Annotated in this window: 14 protein-coding genes; 6 read left to right on the top strand and 8 right to left on the bottom strand. The window is 73.9% G+C overall.

Annotation, left to right across the window (positions count from 1 at the left end; translation table 11 throughout):
• The first annotated feature begins 114 nt into the window (after positions 1–114).
• From ACFO60_RS15715 to hypF, 3 genes are all read left to right on the top strand, one after another.
• Positions 115–1,554 (top strand): rhamnulokinase, encoded by a 1,440-nt coding sequence (locus tag ACFO60_RS15715; RefSeq protein WP_380841195.1) that lies wholly within the window; start codon positions 115–117, stop codon positions 1,552–1,554.
• 84 nt (positions 1,555–1,638) lie between these two features.
• Positions 1,639–2,646: a Gfo/Idh/MocA family protein gene (locus ACFO60_RS15720; RefSeq protein WP_380840985.1), complete on the top strand. Its 1,008-nt coding sequence runs from the start codon at positions 1,639–1,641 to the stop codon at positions 2,644–2,646.
• A 31-nt stretch (positions 2,647–2,677) separates the two neighbouring features.
• Complete coding sequence (hypF, locus tag ACFO60_RS15725) at positions 2,678–5,101, top strand: carbamoyltransferase HypF (protein WP_380840987.1); 2,424 nt, start codon at positions 2,678–2,680, stop codon at positions 5,099–5,101.
• A gap of 61 nt (positions 5,102–5,162) precedes the next feature.
• Here the strand turns inward: hypF and ACFO60_RS15730 are convergent, their stop codons facing one another.
• Complete coding sequence (locus ACFO60_RS15730) at positions 5,163–5,876, bottom strand: lysophospholipid acyltransferase family protein (protein ID WP_380840989.1); 714 nt, start codon at positions 5,874–5,876, stop codon at positions 5,163–5,165.
• Between the two features lie 189 nt (positions 5,877–6,065).
• Between ACFO60_RS15730 and ACFO60_RS15735 the strand changes: the two genes are divergently transcribed.
• The gene (locus ACFO60_RS15735) at positions 6,066–6,827 is read left to right on the top strand and encodes an alpha/beta hydrolase (protein ID WP_380840991.1); all 762 of its coding nucleotides are present in this window, start codon (positions 6,066–6,068) and stop codon (positions 6,825–6,827) included.
• A gap of 149 nt (positions 6,828–6,976) precedes the next feature.
• Positions 6,977–7,435, top strand: a complete 459-nt coding sequence (locus tag ACFO60_RS15740) for a hypothetical protein (RefSeq protein WP_380840993.1) — start codon at positions 6,977–6,979, stop codon at positions 7,433–7,435.
• A 105-nt stretch (positions 7,436–7,540) separates the two neighbouring features.
• Here ACFO60_RS15740 and ACFO60_RS15745 read toward each other — a convergent pair whose 3' ends face one another.
• The 7 genes from ACFO60_RS15745 to ACFO60_RS15775 form a co-directional block, all read right to left on the bottom strand.
• Entirely contained in the window at positions 7,541–8,743 is a 1,203-nt protein-coding gene (locus tag ACFO60_RS15745) for a hypothetical protein (RefSeq protein ID WP_380840995.1), read from the bottom strand.
• Between the two features lie 142 nt (positions 8,744–8,885).
• The gene (locus ACFO60_RS15750; RefSeq protein ID WP_380840996.1) at positions 8,886–9,605 is read right to left on the bottom strand and encodes an endonuclease/exonuclease/phosphatase family protein; all 720 of its coding nucleotides are present in this window, start codon (positions 9,603–9,605) and stop codon (positions 8,886–8,888) included.
• Between the two features lie 227 nt (positions 9,606–9,832).
• The gene (locus ACFO60_RS15755; protein ID WP_380840997.1) at positions 9,833–10,777 is read right to left on the bottom strand and encodes an ROK family glucokinase; all 945 of its coding nucleotides are present in this window, start codon (positions 10,775–10,777) and stop codon (positions 9,833–9,835) included.
• A 16-nt stretch (positions 10,778–10,793) separates the two neighbouring features.
• Complete coding sequence (locus ACFO60_RS15760) at positions 10,794–11,498, bottom strand: hypothetical protein (RefSeq protein ID WP_380840998.1); 705 nt, start codon at positions 11,496–11,498, stop codon at positions 10,794–10,796.
• On the bottom strand, positions 11,491–12,681 hold the full coding sequence (locus ACFO60_RS15765; RefSeq protein ID WP_380840999.1) for an ArsA family ATPase: 1,191 nt from the start codon (positions 12,679–12,681) through the stop codon (positions 11,491–11,493). The genes ACFO60_RS15760 and ACFO60_RS15765 overlap by 8 nt, the downstream gene beginning before the upstream one ends.
• Positions 12,678–13,115, bottom strand: a complete 438-nt coding sequence (locus ACFO60_RS15770; protein WP_380841000.1) for an SRPBCC family protein — start codon at positions 13,113–13,115, stop codon at positions 12,678–12,680. The genes ACFO60_RS15765 and ACFO60_RS15770 overlap by 4 nt, the downstream gene beginning before the upstream one ends.
• Positions 13,116–13,250: 135 nt before the next feature.
• The gene (locus ACFO60_RS15775; RefSeq protein ID WP_380841001.1) at positions 13,251–14,018 is read right to left on the bottom strand and encodes a metallophosphoesterase family protein; all 768 of its coding nucleotides are present in this window, start codon (positions 14,016–14,018) and stop codon (positions 13,251–13,253) included.
• 228 nt (positions 14,019–14,246) lie between these two features.
• On the opposite strand from ACFO60_RS15775, the gene ACFO60_RS15780 reads away from it, so the two are divergent.
• A complete protein-coding gene (locus tag ACFO60_RS15780) occupies positions 14,247–16,046 on the top strand; it encodes an AMP-dependent synthetase/ligase (RefSeq protein ID WP_380841003.1) in 1,800 nt (599 codons plus the stop codon).
• Positions 16,047–16,125 lie beyond the last annotated feature (79 nt).

The following is a 16,125-nucleotide window of genomic DNA, read 5'->3' on the forward strand; positions in this document are numbered from 1 at the left end:
GCCCTCGGCCGCGCAGCCGGGCTCGCGGCCGCCTCCCTTCCTGTGGCGTCCGGCGCGGAACGTGACGAGGGCGTCGTCGCGGCCGTCGACCTCGGGGCCGCAAGCGGCAGGGTGATGACGGCCCGCGTCCACGCCGGCGGGGTCGAGCTGCGCGAGGTCCACCGCTTCCCCAACCGGCCGGTCCGCGCCGGAGACACCCTCTACTGGGACATCCTGGCCCTCTACCAGGGCGTCCTCGACGGCCTGCGCAAGGCGGGGCCGGTCGACTCCATCGGCATCGACGCCTGGGCGGTCGACTACGGGCTGCTCGACCCGGCCGGGCGGCTGCTCGGCAATCCGGTGCACTACCGCGACGAGCGCACCGCCGGGGTCATGGAGCGCGTGACGGCCGAGGTCGGCGCCGCGTCGCTGTACGAGGTGAGCGGCCTGCAGTTCCTGCCGTTCAACACGATCTACCAGCTGCTCGCCGACCGCGCGGCCCTCGACCGCGCCGGCACGCTGCTCATGATCCCCGACCTGCTGACCTACTGGCTGACCGGCTCGGCCGGCGCCGAGACCACCAACGCCTCGACCACCGGCCTGTACGACGTCCGCGCGGGCGACTGGGCGTGGCCGCTCATGCGCCGCCTCGGCATCCCCGAGGGCCTCTTCCCGCCTCTGCGCCCGCCCGGCGCCCCGGCCGGCCTCCTGCGCCCCGGCGTCATGGCCGAGATCGGCGCCGCCTCCACCGCCGGCGCCCGGCAGGACGCGGCGGGCGGCGGCCCCGCGGCGGGCGTGCCGGTGATCGCGGTCGCCTCCCACGACACCGCCTCGGCGGTCGCCGCCGTGCCGGCCGCCGGCCCGCACTTCGCCTACGTCTCCTCGGGCACCTGGTCGCTGGTCGGCGTCGAGCTGCCCGCCCCCGTGCTCACCGAGCAGAGCCGCGAGGCGAACTTCACCAACGAGGGCGGCCTCGACGGCACCACGCGCTACCTGCGCAACGTCACGGGGCTGTGGATCCTCCAAGAGTGCCTGCGCGCCTGGGGCGAGACCGACCTGCCGTCGCTGCTGGCCGCCGCCGCGCGGGCGCGCCCGTTCGCCTCGCTGATCGACCCCGACGACCCCGTCTTCCTGCCCCCGGGCGACATGCCTGCGCGCATCGCCGCCTACTGCGAGCGCACCGGCCAGCCCTCTCCCGCCGGTCCGGCCGAGACGGCGCGGTGCGTCCTTGAGAGCCTCGCCCTCGCCTACCGCCGCGCCCTCGCCGACGCCGTGCGTCTCAGCGGCCACGACGTCGAGACGGTCCACGTCGTGGGCGGCGGGGCCCGCAACGCTCTGCTGTGCCAGATGACCGCCGACGCGACGGGCCTTCCGGTGCGGGCGGGCCCGGTGGAGGCCGCGGCGCTCGGCAACGCGCTGGTCCAGGCGCGCGCCCGCGGGCTGGTCTCCGACATCCGCGAGCTGGTGCGGCGCAGCGAGCCGATCATCCTCTACGAGCCGGGGGACGACGCCGCGTCCTGGCAGGCCGCCGCCGGCCGCCTGGCCGGCCACCGGCGGGCCGCCCATGGCCGGTGAGCCGCCGCGAGACCACTGATCATCACACCACACCGCCGGAACGCCACGAGGCGTCGGCGGACATCGCACCAAGGAGGAACCGTCGTGCTGTCATGGGGTATCGCCGCCACGGGCGGAATCGCGCGCACCGTCGGGCGGGTGATCGCGGCCGAGCCCGGCATGCGGGTCGCCGCCGTCGGCTCGCGCGACCTGGGCCGGGCGTCCGGGCTCGCCGCCGAGCTGGACGCGCCGCGCGCGTACGGCTCCCACGCCGAGCTGGTCGCAGACCCCGAGGTCGACGTCGTGTACATCGCGACGCCGCACTCCCACCACCTGCCGGTGGCCGAGCTGGCCATCGCCGCCGGGAAGGCCGTGCTGTGCGAGAAGCCGCTGGCGCTGACCGCCGCCGAGGCCGAGCGCATGGTCAAACTCGCCCGCGAGGCGGGGGTCTTCCTGATGGAGGCCATGTGGATGCGGTTCAACCCGCTCGTGCGGCGACTGCACGGCCTGGTCCGCGACGGCTCCTTCGGCCCGCTGCGGTCGGTGGCCGCGTCGTTCGGATTCCCGCTGCCCTATGACCCGGCCCACCGCCTGTGGGATCCCGCCCTCGGCGGCGGGGCCCTGCTCGACCTCGGCATCTACCCGCTGGGGCTGGCGCAGTTGCTGCTGGGCGAGCCCGACGCCATGGCCGCCACCGGTTCCCTGTCGCCCGGCGGGGTCGACGCCGAGGCGGGGCTGCTGCTGTCCTACCCCGGCGGCGCGCGGGCGCTGCTGGACACCTCGCTGCTCAGCCCGCTGTCCAACGCGGCCACGGTGACCGGCACGGCGATGCGCGCCGAGCTGGACGCCCCGTTCTACGCCACGCGGCGCATGGTGCTGCACCGTCCGTCGGGCGAGCCCGAGGAGCACGTCATCGCCGAGGCCGACAACGGGTACGCCGGCGAGATCCGCGAGGTCCGCGACGCGCTCGCCGAGGGGCTCACCGAGAGCGCGATCATGCCGCTGGACGACACCCTCGCCATGGCCCGCCTCCTCGACCAGGCCCGCGAGCACGTCGCCCGAGCCCTGTCCCCCTCCCCGTCCTCTCCCGACGTGGCCGCCGAGGTTCGTTGATCAAGCGGGAGGCAGGGCCGAGACTGATCGGGTGAGGCCCTGCATCCGCGCCGAGGTCCGTGTCGACGGTGTCGTCCAGGGGGTGGGGTTCCGCCCTTTCGTCCACCGGCTCGCCACGGATCTCGGCGTGCGCGGGCTCGTCGGCAACGACGAGCGCGGCGTGTTCATCGAGGTGGAGGGCGCCTCGGGCGCCGTCGCGGCGTTCGTGCGCGCGGTGCGCGACCGGCCGCCCCCGCTCGCGGTGGTCGACCGGGTCACCTCGCGGGAGATCCCGGCCACCGGCGAGCCCGGGTTTCGCATCGTGCCGAGCACCGGCGCGGGGCGGGGCCGCGCCCTGATCTCCGCCGACGTCGCCACCTGCGACGACTGCCTGCGCGAGCTGTCGGACCCCGCCGACCGCAGGTACGGCTACCCGTTCATCAACTGCACCGCGTGCGGGCCCCGGTTCACGATCGTGCTGTCCTCGCCGTACGACCGCGCGGGCACCACGATGGCGTCCTTCCCCATGTGCGGGGCGTGCGCGCGGGAGTACCACGACCCGGCGAGCCGGCGCTTCCACGCCCAGCCGGTGTGCTGCCCGGCGTGCGGCCCGCGCCTGCGGCTGGCCGGCGCGTCCCTGCGCGAGCTCCCCGGCGACCCGCTGGCGGGGGCGGCGGCCCTGCTGCGCCGCGGGCGCGTCCTCGCCGTCAAGGGCATCGGCGGGTACCACCTGGCGGCGCGGGCCCGCGACGAGCGGGCGGTGTCGGCGCTGCGCGCGCGCAAGCACCGCGAGGACCGGCCGTTCGCCCTCATGGCGGCCGACCTGGCCGCGGCGCGGCGGCTGTGCGACGTCGGCCCTGCGGAGGAGCGGCTGCTCACCGGCAGGGCGCGGCCGATCGTGCTGCTGGGCCGCCGGGCGGACGCCGAGATCGCCCCCGGGGTCGCGCCGGGCGCGCGGTCGCTCGGCGTCATGCTCCCTTACTCGCCGCTGCACCACCTGCTGCTGCGGCTCTTCGCCGAGCCGATCGTGCTGACCAGCGGCAACCTGTCCGACGAGCCGATCGCCTACACCGACGAGGCGGCGTTCGAGCGCCTTCGCGGGGTCGCCGACGCCTTCCTGACCCACGACCGGCCGATCCACACGCGCACGGACGACTCGGTGGTGCGGGTGTTCCGCGGCCGGGAGCTGCCGATCCGCCGGTCCCGGGGCCATGTCCCCTTCCCGCTGCCGCTGGCCCGCGGCCCGCGGCGGCCGGTCCTCGGGTGCGGCGCCGAGCTGAAGCACACCTTCTGCCTGGCCGAGGGGGACCGGGCGTTCGTGTCGCACCACATCGGCGACCTCGCGAACTACGAGACCCTGAGGTCGTTCACCGAGGGGGTGCGCCACTTCGAGCGGCTGTTCGGCGTCCGCCCCGAGGTGGTGGCGCACGACCTGCACCCGGAGTACCTGTCGACGAAGTACGCGCTGGAACGCGAGGACGCCGAGCTCGTGGGCGTCCAGCACCACCACGCGCACATCGCCTCGTGCCTGGCCGACAACGGCGCAGAGGGGCCGGTGATCGGCGTCGCGTTCGACGGGCTCGGATACGGCCTGGACGGCACGCTGTGGGGCGGGGAGTTCCTGGTCGCCTGCCTCGGCGGGTTCCGGCGGGCCGGTCACCTGGCGCCGGTGCCGATGCCCGGCGGCGCGGCGGCGATCCGCCAGCCGTGGCGGATGGCCGCCGCCTACCTCGGCGACGGGACGCCCGGCGCGGCCGGGGTCGCCGGGCGCAACGCGGCCCGGTGGGAGGCGGTGGTCGCCATGGCCGCGCGCGGGGTGAGCGCGCCGCCGACGTCCAGCGCGGGGCGCCTGTTCGACGCCGTGGCCGCGATCGTCATCGGAAGGGACACGGTGTCCTACGAGGGGCAGGCCGCCGTCGAGCTGGAGCGGATCGCCGACCCTGCCGAACTCCGCGCCTACCCCTGCCGTCTCCTCGACGCCCTCTCCCCGCCGGACGGCCCGCTCATCGCGGCCCCCGTCCCGCTCCCGGGCGCGCGTCCCGGCGTCCCCGATCTTGCGAGGGTCCCCGACCTTGCGGACGTCCCCGATCTTCCAGGGGTTCCCGATCCTCTGCGAATCCCCCATCTTCCGGGGGGCGGATTCGCCGCGGCGGGACGTGACCTGGTCGAGGCGGCGGCGGCCGACGTCCGGGCCGGGGTGGCGGCGCCGCTGGTCTCGGCCCGCTTCCACAACGGCGTGGCCCGCCTGATCCTGGACGGCTGCCTGCGGGTGCGCGAGGGCACCGGCCTTGGGACGGTGGCGCTGTCGGGCGGGGTGTTCCAGAACCTGTTCCTGCTGGAACGGGCGTGCGTCCTGCTGGAGGACCACGGGTTCACGGTGCTGCTGCACCGCCGGGTCCCGCCCAACGACGGCGGCATCAGCCTCGGCCAGGTGGCGGTGGCCGCCGCCAGGTTGCGGCACGCCGGCGACGCCTGACCGCCGGCGGGGCGAGGCCGAAGTCGCCTTGGCCGGGCACAGCGAGGGAGACCGCCGGCCCTCAGCCGGCGGAGGTGGGGCCGGCCTTCTTGGCGGCGCGGGCCATCTCGACCTTGGCGCTGGCGGCGTACTTGTCGACGTACTCCTGACCGGACAGCTCCATGAGCGCGTACATGATCTCGTCGGTGACCGCGCGCAGGACCAGGCGGTCCTCCTCCATGCCGTAGTAGCGGGAGAAGTCCAGCGGCTTGCCGTACTTGACGCCGGGCCGGATGCCGAACTTGGGCAGGGGATGGCCGGGGGGCATCATCTCGAAGGTGTTGATCATCGCCCAGGGGATCACCGGCACCCGCGACTCCAGCGCCAGGCGGGCCACGCCGGTCTTGCCCTTGTAGAGACGGCCGTCGGGCGAGCGGGTGCCCTCGGGGTAGATGCCGAGGATGTGGCCCTCGTTCAGGACGCGCAGGCCGGTGCGCAGCGCGGCCTCGCTGGCCTTGCCGCCGGAGCGGTCGATGGGCACCGTGCCGACCCCGGTGAAGAACGCCCGGCTCATCAGCCCCTTCAGGCCGCTCCCGGTGAAGTACTCGGCCTTGCCGAGCGAGATGACCTTGCGGGGCAGCGGCAGCGCGCCGAAGAAGTGGTCGGCGAACGACAGATGGTTGCCGGCGAGGATGACCGGGCCTTCCTTGGGGACGTGCTCGGTGCCCTCGGACCAGGGACGGAACACCAGATGAAGGAACGGGCCGATAATGGCCTTCACCACCCAGTAGAACACTCGGGTACCCCTTCTCCGGCTCACGCGGTCGTACGCGCCTTGCGTTGAAGGCGTCGCGTCATCTTCGCACGCCCGCGGCGTACCACCTACACCTCGCCGTCCCCCTCCGCGACACCCAGGCTCGCGGACCTCGCGGGAGGGCCCCGAACATGCGACGATCAGGCGAGCCGCATCACGAGAGGAACCATCATGCCGCTCATGCCCGGTTCCGAGCCATATCAGCACGACGGTGGTCAGGTCGGGGTGCTGCTCTGCCACGGTTTCACCGGAACGCCGCAGTCGCTGCGCCCCTGGGCGAATCACCTGGCGGCGGCCGGTCTGACCGTCTCGCTGCCCCGGCTTCCCGGGCACGGGACGACCTGGCAGGAGATGAACCGCACGCGGTGGGAAGACTGGTACGCCGAGTTCGAGAACGCCTTCGAGAACCTCAGGGGCCGCTGCCAGGAGGTGTTCGTCATGGGCCTGTCCCTCGGCGGGTGCATGGCGCTGAGGCTGGCGGAGGTCCACGGCCCGGCGGTGCGGGGCGTGGTGGTGGTGAACCCCTCCATCGTCAACGACGTCCCCTTGATGAAACTCGCCCCGGTGCTCAAACTCGTGGTGGCCTCGGTCGCCGGGGTCGCCAACGACATCAAGCGCGAGGGGGTGACCGAGGTCGGCTACACCCGCACGCCGGTCAGGGCCGCCGCGACGCTGCCCCGGCTCTGGTCGCTGGTGCAGTCGGAGCTCGGCCGCGTCACCCAGCCCGTTCTCGTCTACCACAGCCCGGAGGACCACGTGGTGAAGCCGGCGAGCGTCGAGTTGCTGCGCAAGGTTCTCGGCGACAACCTCACCGTGCGCGAGTGCCTGAACAGTTACCACGTCGCGACGCTGGACAACGATGCCCCCGAGATATTCGAGGGGAGCCTGGACTTCATCAAGGCTCACGCGTCGGTACCCTTGCAGAGAGACTGATCCGGCCTCCGGTCCCGGCCCGCGTGAGGCGGCGAGCACGCGGCGGCGGCCCCGAGCGAGCGATCCAGGAGCATTCACCGAGCAACGGTCAGCAGCACGAGCCATCCAGCGAGCGCACCCATGAGCATAGGAACGAATCGAAGTGACCGGTGACGCCACAGAGCGATGAGGACGAGGTCTGGCGTCAGATCGTCGCCTCCTTCAACGAGACCGCCGAACCGACCTCGGGCGCGCAGCCGTGGCCCGATCGTGAGAACGTCCCCGCCGACGACGCCCCCCAGGCGGTGAAGGCCGACGTCCCCGCGGAGACCCGTGAGCGTGAGGACGAGAGAGACGACGTCGTGCCGGATGACGACGACGGCGACCACTACGTTCCGCCTCCCCCGCCTCCGCTGCCGAAGATGGACACCGGCACCAAGATCGCCTGGCTGGCGCTGTTCGGCGGCCCGGCCTATCTGCTGCTCGCCGCGCTGCTGTCGTGGCCGATGGACGGCTGGATCATCTTCGCCGCCATCGCCGCGTTCATCGGGGGCTTCGTGGCGCTGATCGTGCACATGGGGGACGGCTCGCCCCCCGACTCCGGCTGGGACGACGGCGCGGTCATCTGACCCTCCGGCCGCCCGTGGCGCCGCGCGGCATCTGATCGCCGCGCGGCCGACCGGGCGCCGCACCGCACCGCGCGGCCGGCCGGAACCGCGCCGCGCGGCCGGCGGTCACCGTGCCGCGGGAGAGCCGTCACCGTCGGTCCCGATCGTCGCGGCGGCGTCGGCCTTGACGGTCTTCGGCTGGAAGCGCTCGATCACGTCGGTGTAGTGGTCGTCCGCGTCCACGACGTGCCCGACGGCCAGGGTCAGGTCGCCGACGTGGGCGACCGATTGCAGGCGCATCGTGCGCGGCCGGGCCGAGCCCTCTCCGCGGACCGCCCGCCAGCCGGACGCGCCGCCGCGCAGCAGATACGCCTCGCCCGGATGGCCGGCGTCGAACCCCGACACCCAGAAGTGGCCCTTGCCGTCGCCGGTCACGCCGTACAGCTCGGCGTACCGGTCGGGAAGCTGCGCCCGCCGCCAGCGCTTGCCGTTCCACTCGAGGAGCAGCGGGGAGATCTTGCCGTCGTCGTGGTAGACGCCGCCCACGGCGACCGCCTTCTTCGGCCCGTCCATGGAGACGTCGCGCAGGTAGCCGCCGGGGATGGAAGGCGCCGTCACGGTCTTCCACGCGTTCCCCGACAGCCGCATGATCAGCGGCTGGGACGCGCCGTCCCCGACCGCCCAGCCGTCCCCCTTGCGCGTCAGGGCGACGCCGTACAGCATGCCCTTGGCCTTGCCCTTGACGGCGGTCCAGCCCTTGGCGGTGGCGGTGGCGATCAGCGTGTCCCCGCCGCGCCCGCCGACGGCGACCATGCGGCCGGGGACGGCGTCGATGCCGCCGAGCCAGTCGCCGCTGCCGAGCTGCGGCACGCTCACGCGGTCGAACGCCGAGCCGTCGCCGCGCACGACATAGGGCAGGCCGTCGTGGCCCTCGCCGACGGCCCAGATGTCGCGCGGCGAGGCGGCGGCGACCGACCGCAGATGCCCGGCGCTGGAGGCGTCGTTGCGGATGCCCACCTCGGTCCAGCCCGTGCCGTCCCAGTGGGTGATGACGCCGCGGTTCTGCCAGGCCTCCCAGACGTCCTCCTGGCCGACGGCCCAGACGTCGGTCTTCGACAGCCCCACCACGTCCGACAGGGAGCCGTCGGCCTGCAACCGCGCGGTCGCCGACTCCTGGAACAGGCCGGTCGGCCCGCGCTCGGCGGCATGCGGGCGGGGCGGTTCGGCGTGCGCGTGCGCCGCGGGCGTGGTGCGGAGGAGCGCACCGGTCAGCACTCCGGTCAGCAGCACGCACAACGGCAACGCACGCCGCGACAGGCGGCGGGACATGACCAAATCGTACGTGTCCCGCCATCCCGTGCGCGGAAGCTGTCCCAGTGTTGACCAAACGGTCACCTGAACACAGTCTGCCGGTCGCCGTGAGGGAACCTGCCGCCTCCGCGCGCCCCGCCGTGCCGCGGGCACGCCCCGGTCACCCGGCCGGCGGCGCGCCGCCCGGCGGGGCCGGGACGAGTTCGGCCAGGACGGGCAGGTGGTCGGTGGCCGCCTCGAGATCGGCGGCGACGGCGTCCACGCCGCCGCACGACCGCACGGCGAGACCGGGGGCGGCGAACACGACGTCCAGGCGCTTTCCCGGCCTCCTGGCGGTGAAGGTGAGCCCGTCGCCGCGAGGGGCGAGCGGGTAGCAGTCGGCGAGCGTGCGGGTGAGGTAGTTCCAGGTGGGGCCGCCGGGCGGTTCGTTGACGTCTCCCGCCAGCACCAGCGGCGCGCCGAAGCGGCGGGCCGCCGCCTGGGCGAGGTCCATGATCTCCACCGCGTGGCACAGGCGGGCGGCGGCGAGCAGGTCCAGGTGGACGGAGGCGACGGTGACCGCCACGCCGCCGCGTTCGACCACGGCGATGGCGACGCCGCGCCGTTCGAGCCCCGCGAACGGCCGCAGCAGGTGGCCCTCGGCGTGGACGGCCCGGGTGCCGGGGCCGGCCAGCACCGCGACGCCGCCCCAGCGCCGTCCGGCGACGACGCGCAGGCCGGCGGCGCGGGCGAGCCGTGCCCGCTTGCGCCGCCACCCCATCAGCCTCGGGGCTTCCTGGACGCACAGCACGTCCGGCGCCATGGCTCTGATGACCCGCGCCAGCGCGGCGTTGTCGTCGTACATGGAGCGCACGTTGTAGGTGCCGACGCGGATCACCATGGAGCGCGGACGCCTCCGGGAGGTCGAGCGGACGGACAGGACGGGACGCCCGGCCGCGACGGGCGACCGGGATCCACTCAAGGGCCCCCCGGCCGCGGGCGACCGGGGTCCGGTCAAGGACGCCCCGGCCGCGGCGGGCGACCAGGGTCCGCTCAAGAGCGCTCCGGCCGCGTCAGGCGGCCAGGGCCGGCGGGGCGCCCGGCCGCGGGAGGCGGCCGGGCGGGCGGTCAGGGGTGGCGGGCGAGGTCGGCCGCGCCGACCAGGCCGGCGGAGGCCCCGAGTTCCGCGGGCCGGATGTCGGCGTGCGGGCGGTGATCGCGGCCGGTCAGCGCTCGCAGGAACGCCACGCGGGCGTGGTCGATCCACAGGTCGGCGGCGCGCGAGACGCCACCGCCGAGGATGAACCGGCCCGGGTCCAGGGTGGCCGCGAGGTCGGCCATGCCCTGGCCGAGCCACTCGGCCATGGTCGCGAACGCCGTGAGCGCCGCCTCGTCGCCGTCCCTGGCGGCCTGCGTGACGTGCTTGCCCTCGATGCCGGACGCCGACCCGCCGGCGAGCGCGAGCAGCCGGGCGGCCCTGCCGGGCTCGGCCTCGGCGAGCAGGCGGGCCTCGTGCACCAGGGCGTTGCCGCTGGCGTACTGCTCCCAGCAGCCGAGGTTGCCGCAGCCGCACGGCCGGCCCTCGGGGACGACCTGCATGTGCCCCATCTCGGCGCCCATGCCCCACCTGCCGCGATACAGGATGCCGCCGAACACCAGGCCGCCGCCGATGCCGGTGCCGACGGTCACGCACACCACGTGGCTCTCGCCGCGCCCCGCCCCGAAGCGGTACTCGCCCCAGGCCATCGCGTTGGCGTCGTTCTCCACCACGACGGGCAGGCTGACCCGCTCGGCGACGGCCTTCTGCAAAGGCTCCTCGCGCCACGCGAGGTTCGGGGCGAACCGGACGATCGACCTGGTCTCGTCGACGAACCCCGCCGCTCCGAGCCCGACGGCCTCGACGTCGTGGCGGCCGGCGAGTTCGAGCACCGCCTCGGCGATCGTCTCGGCCACCTTGTCGGGGTCGTCGGCGGGCGTGGGCCGCAGGAGGTTCTCCACGATGTGGCCATCCTCGTCCACGACCCCGGCGGCGATCTTCGTGCCACCGACGTCAACGCCGATCGTCAGCGCCATTTCTCATCCCTTCACCTCAGCCCAGGTCGATGTGCTGCACCCGGGTGTCCGTGTCGCCGGCCCCCCTCGGCGTGGCCGGTCGCGACACGGAGTCCACCGCCTGGCGGAACGCGGCGAGCAGCTCCCCGCCCGCGGTGATCAGATGGTCGGTGACGTCTCCGCCGGCGTCGCGCCTGGCGGCCTTGAGCCGGCAGACGGGGCAGGCGCGGCAGATGTACTCATCGCCGTCGTGCCCGGACACCGCCTCGGCCCACACGTCACCCGACGAGCGGCTCGCACCGCCGCCGAAGGCCTGCCCGAACCCTTGGCCGAGACCGGCCACCGAGCCCTTGACCAGGCCTTTGCCGACCTCGCGGCCGACCCGCTGCTGCAGGGCGTCGAAAAGCCTGCGCGCCTCGTCGGCGACCGAGCCCAGGGCGTCGGAGTTCTCACCGCGCGCGTCGCGGGGCTCCTCGCCCGGGCCGCTCTCGCGCCGCCGGAACCACTCGTCGCGGGTGGCGGCGCGCTGCTCGCTCTCGCGCTGCCGCTCGCGCTGCTTGAACCATTCGTCCCGCGGCAGGGCAGGCGAACCGGCGTCCCCGTCCTGCGCCGGACGCGGCCGGTCGGCGTCGTTCTCGTGCGCGGCGGCTCGCGGCTCGTCCACGCCGTTCACGCGTGCCTGCGCGGCCTCCTCGGGACGCGGCGCGCCGCCGTCATGGTCGCGGTCGTTCATCTCAGTCATCGGGCCCTCCTGCCTCGAACCGTACCCGGAGGCGGCCGTCGCGGAGCACGGCGTCGCTGACGGATCTGCGGGAGAGCGCCGCCGGCAGGGCGAGGACCCGGCGGTAGGAGCCCGCGGTGACGATCAGTTCGTCGCCCTTGCGGGCCAGATCGACCTCGGACCTGTCGGCGAGGGGCAGGGCCAGGGTGAGCTCGTGGACCTCGCCCTCGGACCGGATGGCCAGCGGCGGCTCGCCGGAGGGGCGCGCGAACGGGTCGGCCCCGGCGTACAGCCGCTCGGCCAGCGCGGACAGCGCCTCGGCGCCGACCGGCTCGGCGGGCAGGTAGGGGACGTTGTGGACGGGGAGCGGGGCGAAGGACTCGCCGACCGCCACCAGGTGGCGCGCCTGGGCCGCGACCCAGCCCCGCCGCCAGTCGTCGCCTCCCTCCTCGGGGAACACCCGGTTGGCGACGACGCCGTCGACGCGGTAGCCGTACAGGCTGAGGGAGGTGAACGTGCGCCGGGCCTCGGCGACGACGACCGCCTCGGGGGTCAGCACGAGGCGGACGGAGGCGTTCTCGCCGGTCAGCAGCTCGCGCACCTCCATGAGGCCCGCGTGCAGCCGTTCGCCCGCGCTCACGACGGCGTCCTCGGGCAGGTTCAGCCGGGCGACGTGCCGGACGACCGGCGCCAGGGCGCGCAGCAGCCTGCGCCCGGCCGGGAGCAGGCGGTTGACGTGCCAGTCGAGGGCCTCGGGCAGGGCCAGCAGCCGCAGGGTCTCGGCGGTGGGCGCGCAGTCGACGACGATCACGTCCCACCGGCCGGCGCGCACCTGGTCGCACAGCTCAAGCAGGGCGATGACCTCCTCGGCGCCGGGCAGCACCGTGAGCTCCTCGGAGGTGACCCCGTCCAGGCCGAGTTCCGCGAGCAGGCCCCTGGCGTACTCGCGCAGCTCGCCCCAGTGGCGCTCCAGCGCCCGCTGGGTGTCGACCTGCTGCAGGTAGAGGCCGGGGGCGACCTGCGACGGCTCGCCCGCGCCCGGTACGCCGAGCGCGTCGGCGAGGGAGTGGGCGGTGTCGGTGGAGACCACGAGCGTCTTGTGGCCACGGCGGGCGGCGAGCGTGGCGGTGGCCGCGGCGACGGTGGTCTTGCCCACTCCCCCCTTTCCCGTGAAGAGCAGGATGCGCGGGGCCTCTGTGCTCATCGGCCCTCGACGCGCTTCTTCAGGCCCTTCAGCGCGGTGTCGACGATGACCTTCTCGGCCTTGCGCTTCACCATGCCGATCATCGGCACCTTCAGGTCGACGGCGAGCTCGTAGGTCACCACGGTCTGGCCGCCGGCGCTCGCGAGGCGGTAGCTGCCGGTGAGCGCCGACAGCATCTTGCCGGACTCCGCCATCTCCCAGTCGATCGTCTCGTCGCCGTGCCAGCGGTAGCCGAGGGTGTACTCGTCGGTGATCACGCCCGCGTCGAGGACGAACCGGACGGTACGCGGGCGGCCGTCCTCTCCCACGGAGAGGACCTCGGCGGACTTCACCTGACCGGCCCACTCGGGGTAGGCGGGGAAGTCGGCGATGACGGCCGCGATCGCCGACGGGTCGGCGCCGATCGTGATGCTGGAGGTGGTGCGATCAGCCATGGGCTTACCGTACTCGTTCGCCGTTCCCCCGCGAACGTCCGAGGAGGTGATCTTCGCGGGCGGCGTGGAGAGCGTTCGCGGACGGGCGGCTCGCGGGGCGAGGGATCGGCCCGGGGCGGCCACGCGCCCGGCGGCTCACAGGTCGAGGGCGAAGGGGCGGCCGCGCCCGCGGAAGTGGCCGACGTTGACGCATTCGGTGCGGCCGATGCGCATGCGGGCGGCCAGCGGCTGGTGGACGTGCCCGAACAGCGCGTACCGGGGCTGGGTGGCCTTGATCGCCTCCAGCGTGGCCTCGCTCCCCCGCTCGAAGCGGCGCGCCACCACGTCGTACAGCAGGTCAGGCACGGCGGGCGGGATGTGGCAGCACAGCACGTCGACCGGACCGACCGCCTCGACCTTGCGGGCGAACTCCTCGTCGTCGATCTCGTTGGGGGTGCGGTAGGGCGTGCGCAGGCCGCCCCCGACGAACCCGAAGGTGAGCCCGCCGATCTCGGCGGTCTGGCCGTCGAGCACGTGGTGGCCGTCCCTGACGTAGTCGCCCCAATAGCGGGGCAGGTCGACGTTGCCGTAGGTGAGGTAGGCGGGCGTCGGCATGGCGGCGAAGATGCGGGCGTACTGGTCGCGGACGGCGCGCTCGATGTGCTCGCGCGGCTCGCCGCCGAGGGCCTCCCACAGGCGCGCGGACATGTCGCGCGCCTCCTCGAAGCGGCCGGCGGCGCGCAGCGCGATGAACTCGGTGGCCCGCTCGCGGCCGAACAATTCGGGGAAGATGCCCTGCGAGTGGTCGGCGTAGTCGACGAAAAGGAGCAGATCGCCGAGGCAGACCAGCGCGTCGGCGCCGTCGGCGGCACGGGCGAGGGCGTCGGCGCGCCCGTGGACGTCGCTGACGACATGAACCCGCATGGCGAACATCGTAAACCGGGCAATGCCCGCCTGAGGCTCGTGCGCGAAGGGCCGCCGCGGGACGACACGGTAATCGGCCCTCGCGGGCACGCCTCGCCGCAGGATGACCCTGATAGCGTGGATTCGCCGTTCGAGTTCGCTGTCTACCGGACCATCGGCCCGACGCGATAGCGTCCAGGCGACCATGGGGTGAAGACAGCCTCCGGGCATGCGTTCGAAGGAGTGACCGTGCGCGAGTACAGCGTTCCCGTGCTGGTGGACGTCCCGCTGTCGGCCAACTGCGCCGACATCGTGTTCGAGCGCGGCGAACAGGCCCCGGGCACGGTGCTGATCAGCCGCAAGATCGGCGACTCGTGGACGCCGGTCACCGCCGCCGAGTTCCGCGACCAGGTCGCCGGTGTGGCCAAGGGGCTCATCGACGCCGGCGTCGAGCCGGGCGACCGGGTGGCGCTGATGTCGCGCACCCGTTACGAGTGGACGGTCGTCGACTACGCCATCTGGGCCGCGGGCGCGGTCAGCGTGCCGATCTACGAGACCTCCTCCCCCGACCAGGTGCACTGGATCCTCACCGACAGCGGCGCCGAGGTCGTGGTCGTCGAGTCCGAGGCGCACGAGCGCACGGTCGTCCAGGCGATGGAGGAGGAGGCCGGCAAGCCGGCCCTGTGGTGCATCGACGCCGGCGGGCTGAGCGAGCTCACCGCGAGCGGCGCCGACGTCGCCGACGAGACGCTCAAAGAGCGCCGTCTGGCCCGCGGCGGGCTCGACCTGGCCACCCTCATCTACACCTCCGGCACGACCGGGCGTCCCAAGGGCTGCCGCCTCACCCACGACAACCTGCTGTTCACCGCGCGGAACGTGGCCAGGGGCCCGCTGGAGGAGCTCTTCGAGGTGGAGGGCCGCGCCGCGCTGCTGTTCCTGCCGCTGGCCCACAGCCTCGCCCGCATCATCGAGATCGTCCTGATCGAGACGGCGACCGTCATCGCCCACACCCCGAACATGAAGAACGTCGCGCCCGACCTGCAGGAGTTCAAGCCGACCTTCCTGCTGGGCGTCCCGCGGGTGTTCGAGAAGGTCTACAACGCCGCCGAGCAGAAGGCCTCGGCGAGCGGCTCGCTCACCGGCAAGATCTTCCACCGCGCCGTGGACGTCGCGGTGGCGTGGAGCCGCGCCGAGAGCTCCGGCGGGGCGGGCGCGGGCCTGCGGCTTCAGCGGGCCCTGTTCGACCGGCTGGTGTACGCCAAGCTGCGCGCCGCCACCGGCGGGAGCCTCACCGCGGCCGTGTGCGGCGGCTCGGCCCTGGGCGAGCGGCTCAGCCACTTCTTCAAGGGCGCGGGCATCGAGATCTTCGAGGGGTACGGGCTGACCGAGACCTCGGCCCCCTCGGCGGTCAACATCCCCGGCGCCAACAAGATCGGCACCGTCGGCAAGCCGTTCCCCGGCGTGACGCTCGCCGTGGCCGACGACGGCGAGGTGCTGGTCAAGGGCCGCCACGTCTTCGACGGCTACTGGAACAACCCCGAGGCCACCGCCGAGGCCATCGACGAGGACGGCTGGTTCCACACCGGCGACGTCGGCTCGCTGGACGCCGACGGCTACCTGCGCATCACCGGCAGGAAGAAGGAGATCATCGTCACCGCCGGGGGCAAGAACGTCGCCCCGGCCCCCATGGAAGACCGCATCCGCGCCCACCCGCTGGTCAGCCAGGCCATGGTGCTCGGCGACGACCGGCCCTTCATCGCGGCGCTGGTGACGCTGGACCCCGACGCCCTGGAGCAGTGGAAGCAGGCCAACGGCAAGGCCGGCCTCTCGCACGCCGAGGTGTGCGCCGACCCCGCCGTCGTCGCCGCCGTCCAGAAGGCCGTCGACGAGGGGAACATCCTGGTCTCCAAGCCCGAGCAGGTGAAGAAGTTCGTCATCCTCGAGACCGACTTCACCGAAGAGAGCGGTCACCTCACCCCGTCGCTCAAGGTCAAGCGCAACGTGGTCCTGCGCGACTTCGCCAAGGACATCGAGGCCCTCTACGGCTGACGCCGCGCCCGCACCGGCCTTCCCTGCGGCCCCGGCAGCCCCGTCCGTCCCGGCCGTCCCGGCAGGTGACCCTCGCCAG

Source organism: Sphaerisporangium dianthi, from assembly GCF_042654065.1.
GTDB lineage: Bacteria > Actinomycetota > Actinomycetes > Streptosporangiales > Streptosporangiaceae > Sphaerisporangium > Sphaerisporangium dianthi.

Bases quoted from the DNA above. Each gene is read 5' to 3' on its own strand.
- ACFO60_RS15715 (WP_380841195.1), top strand. From the start codon at position 115: ATGACGGCCCGCGTCCACGCCGGCGGGGTCGAGCTGCGCGAGGTCCAC.
- ACFO60_RS15735 (WP_380840991.1), top strand. From the start codon at position 6,066: ATGCCGCTCATGCCCGGTTCCGAGCCATATCAGCACGACGGTGGTCAG.
- ACFO60_RS15745 (WP_380840995.1), bottom strand. From the start codon at position 8,743: ATGTCCCGCCGCCTGTCGCGGCGTGCGTTGCCGTTGTGCGTGCTGCTG.
- ACFO60_RS15750 (WP_380840996.1), bottom strand. From the start codon at position 9,605: ATGGTGATCCGCGTCGGCACCTACAACGTGCGCTCCATGTACGACGAC.
- ACFO60_RS15755 (WP_380840997.1), bottom strand. From the start codon at position 10,777: ATGGCGCTGACGATCGGCGTTGACGTCGGTGGCACGAAGATCGCCGCC.
- ACFO60_RS15760 (WP_380840998.1), bottom strand. From the start codon at position 11,498: ATGACTGAGATGAACGACCGCGACCATGACGGCGGCGCGCCGCGTCCC.
- ACFO60_RS15765 (WP_380840999.1), bottom strand. From the start codon at position 12,681: ATGAGCACAGAGGCCCCGCGCATCCTGCTCTTCACGGGAAAGGGGGGA.
- ACFO60_RS15770 (WP_380841000.1), bottom strand. From the start codon at position 13,115: ATGGCTGATCGCACCACCTCCAGCATCACGATCGGCGCCGACCCGTCG.
- ACFO60_RS15775 (WP_380841001.1), bottom strand. From the start codon at position 14,018: ATGCGGGTTCATGTCGTCAGCGACGTCCACGGGCGCGCCGACGCCCTC.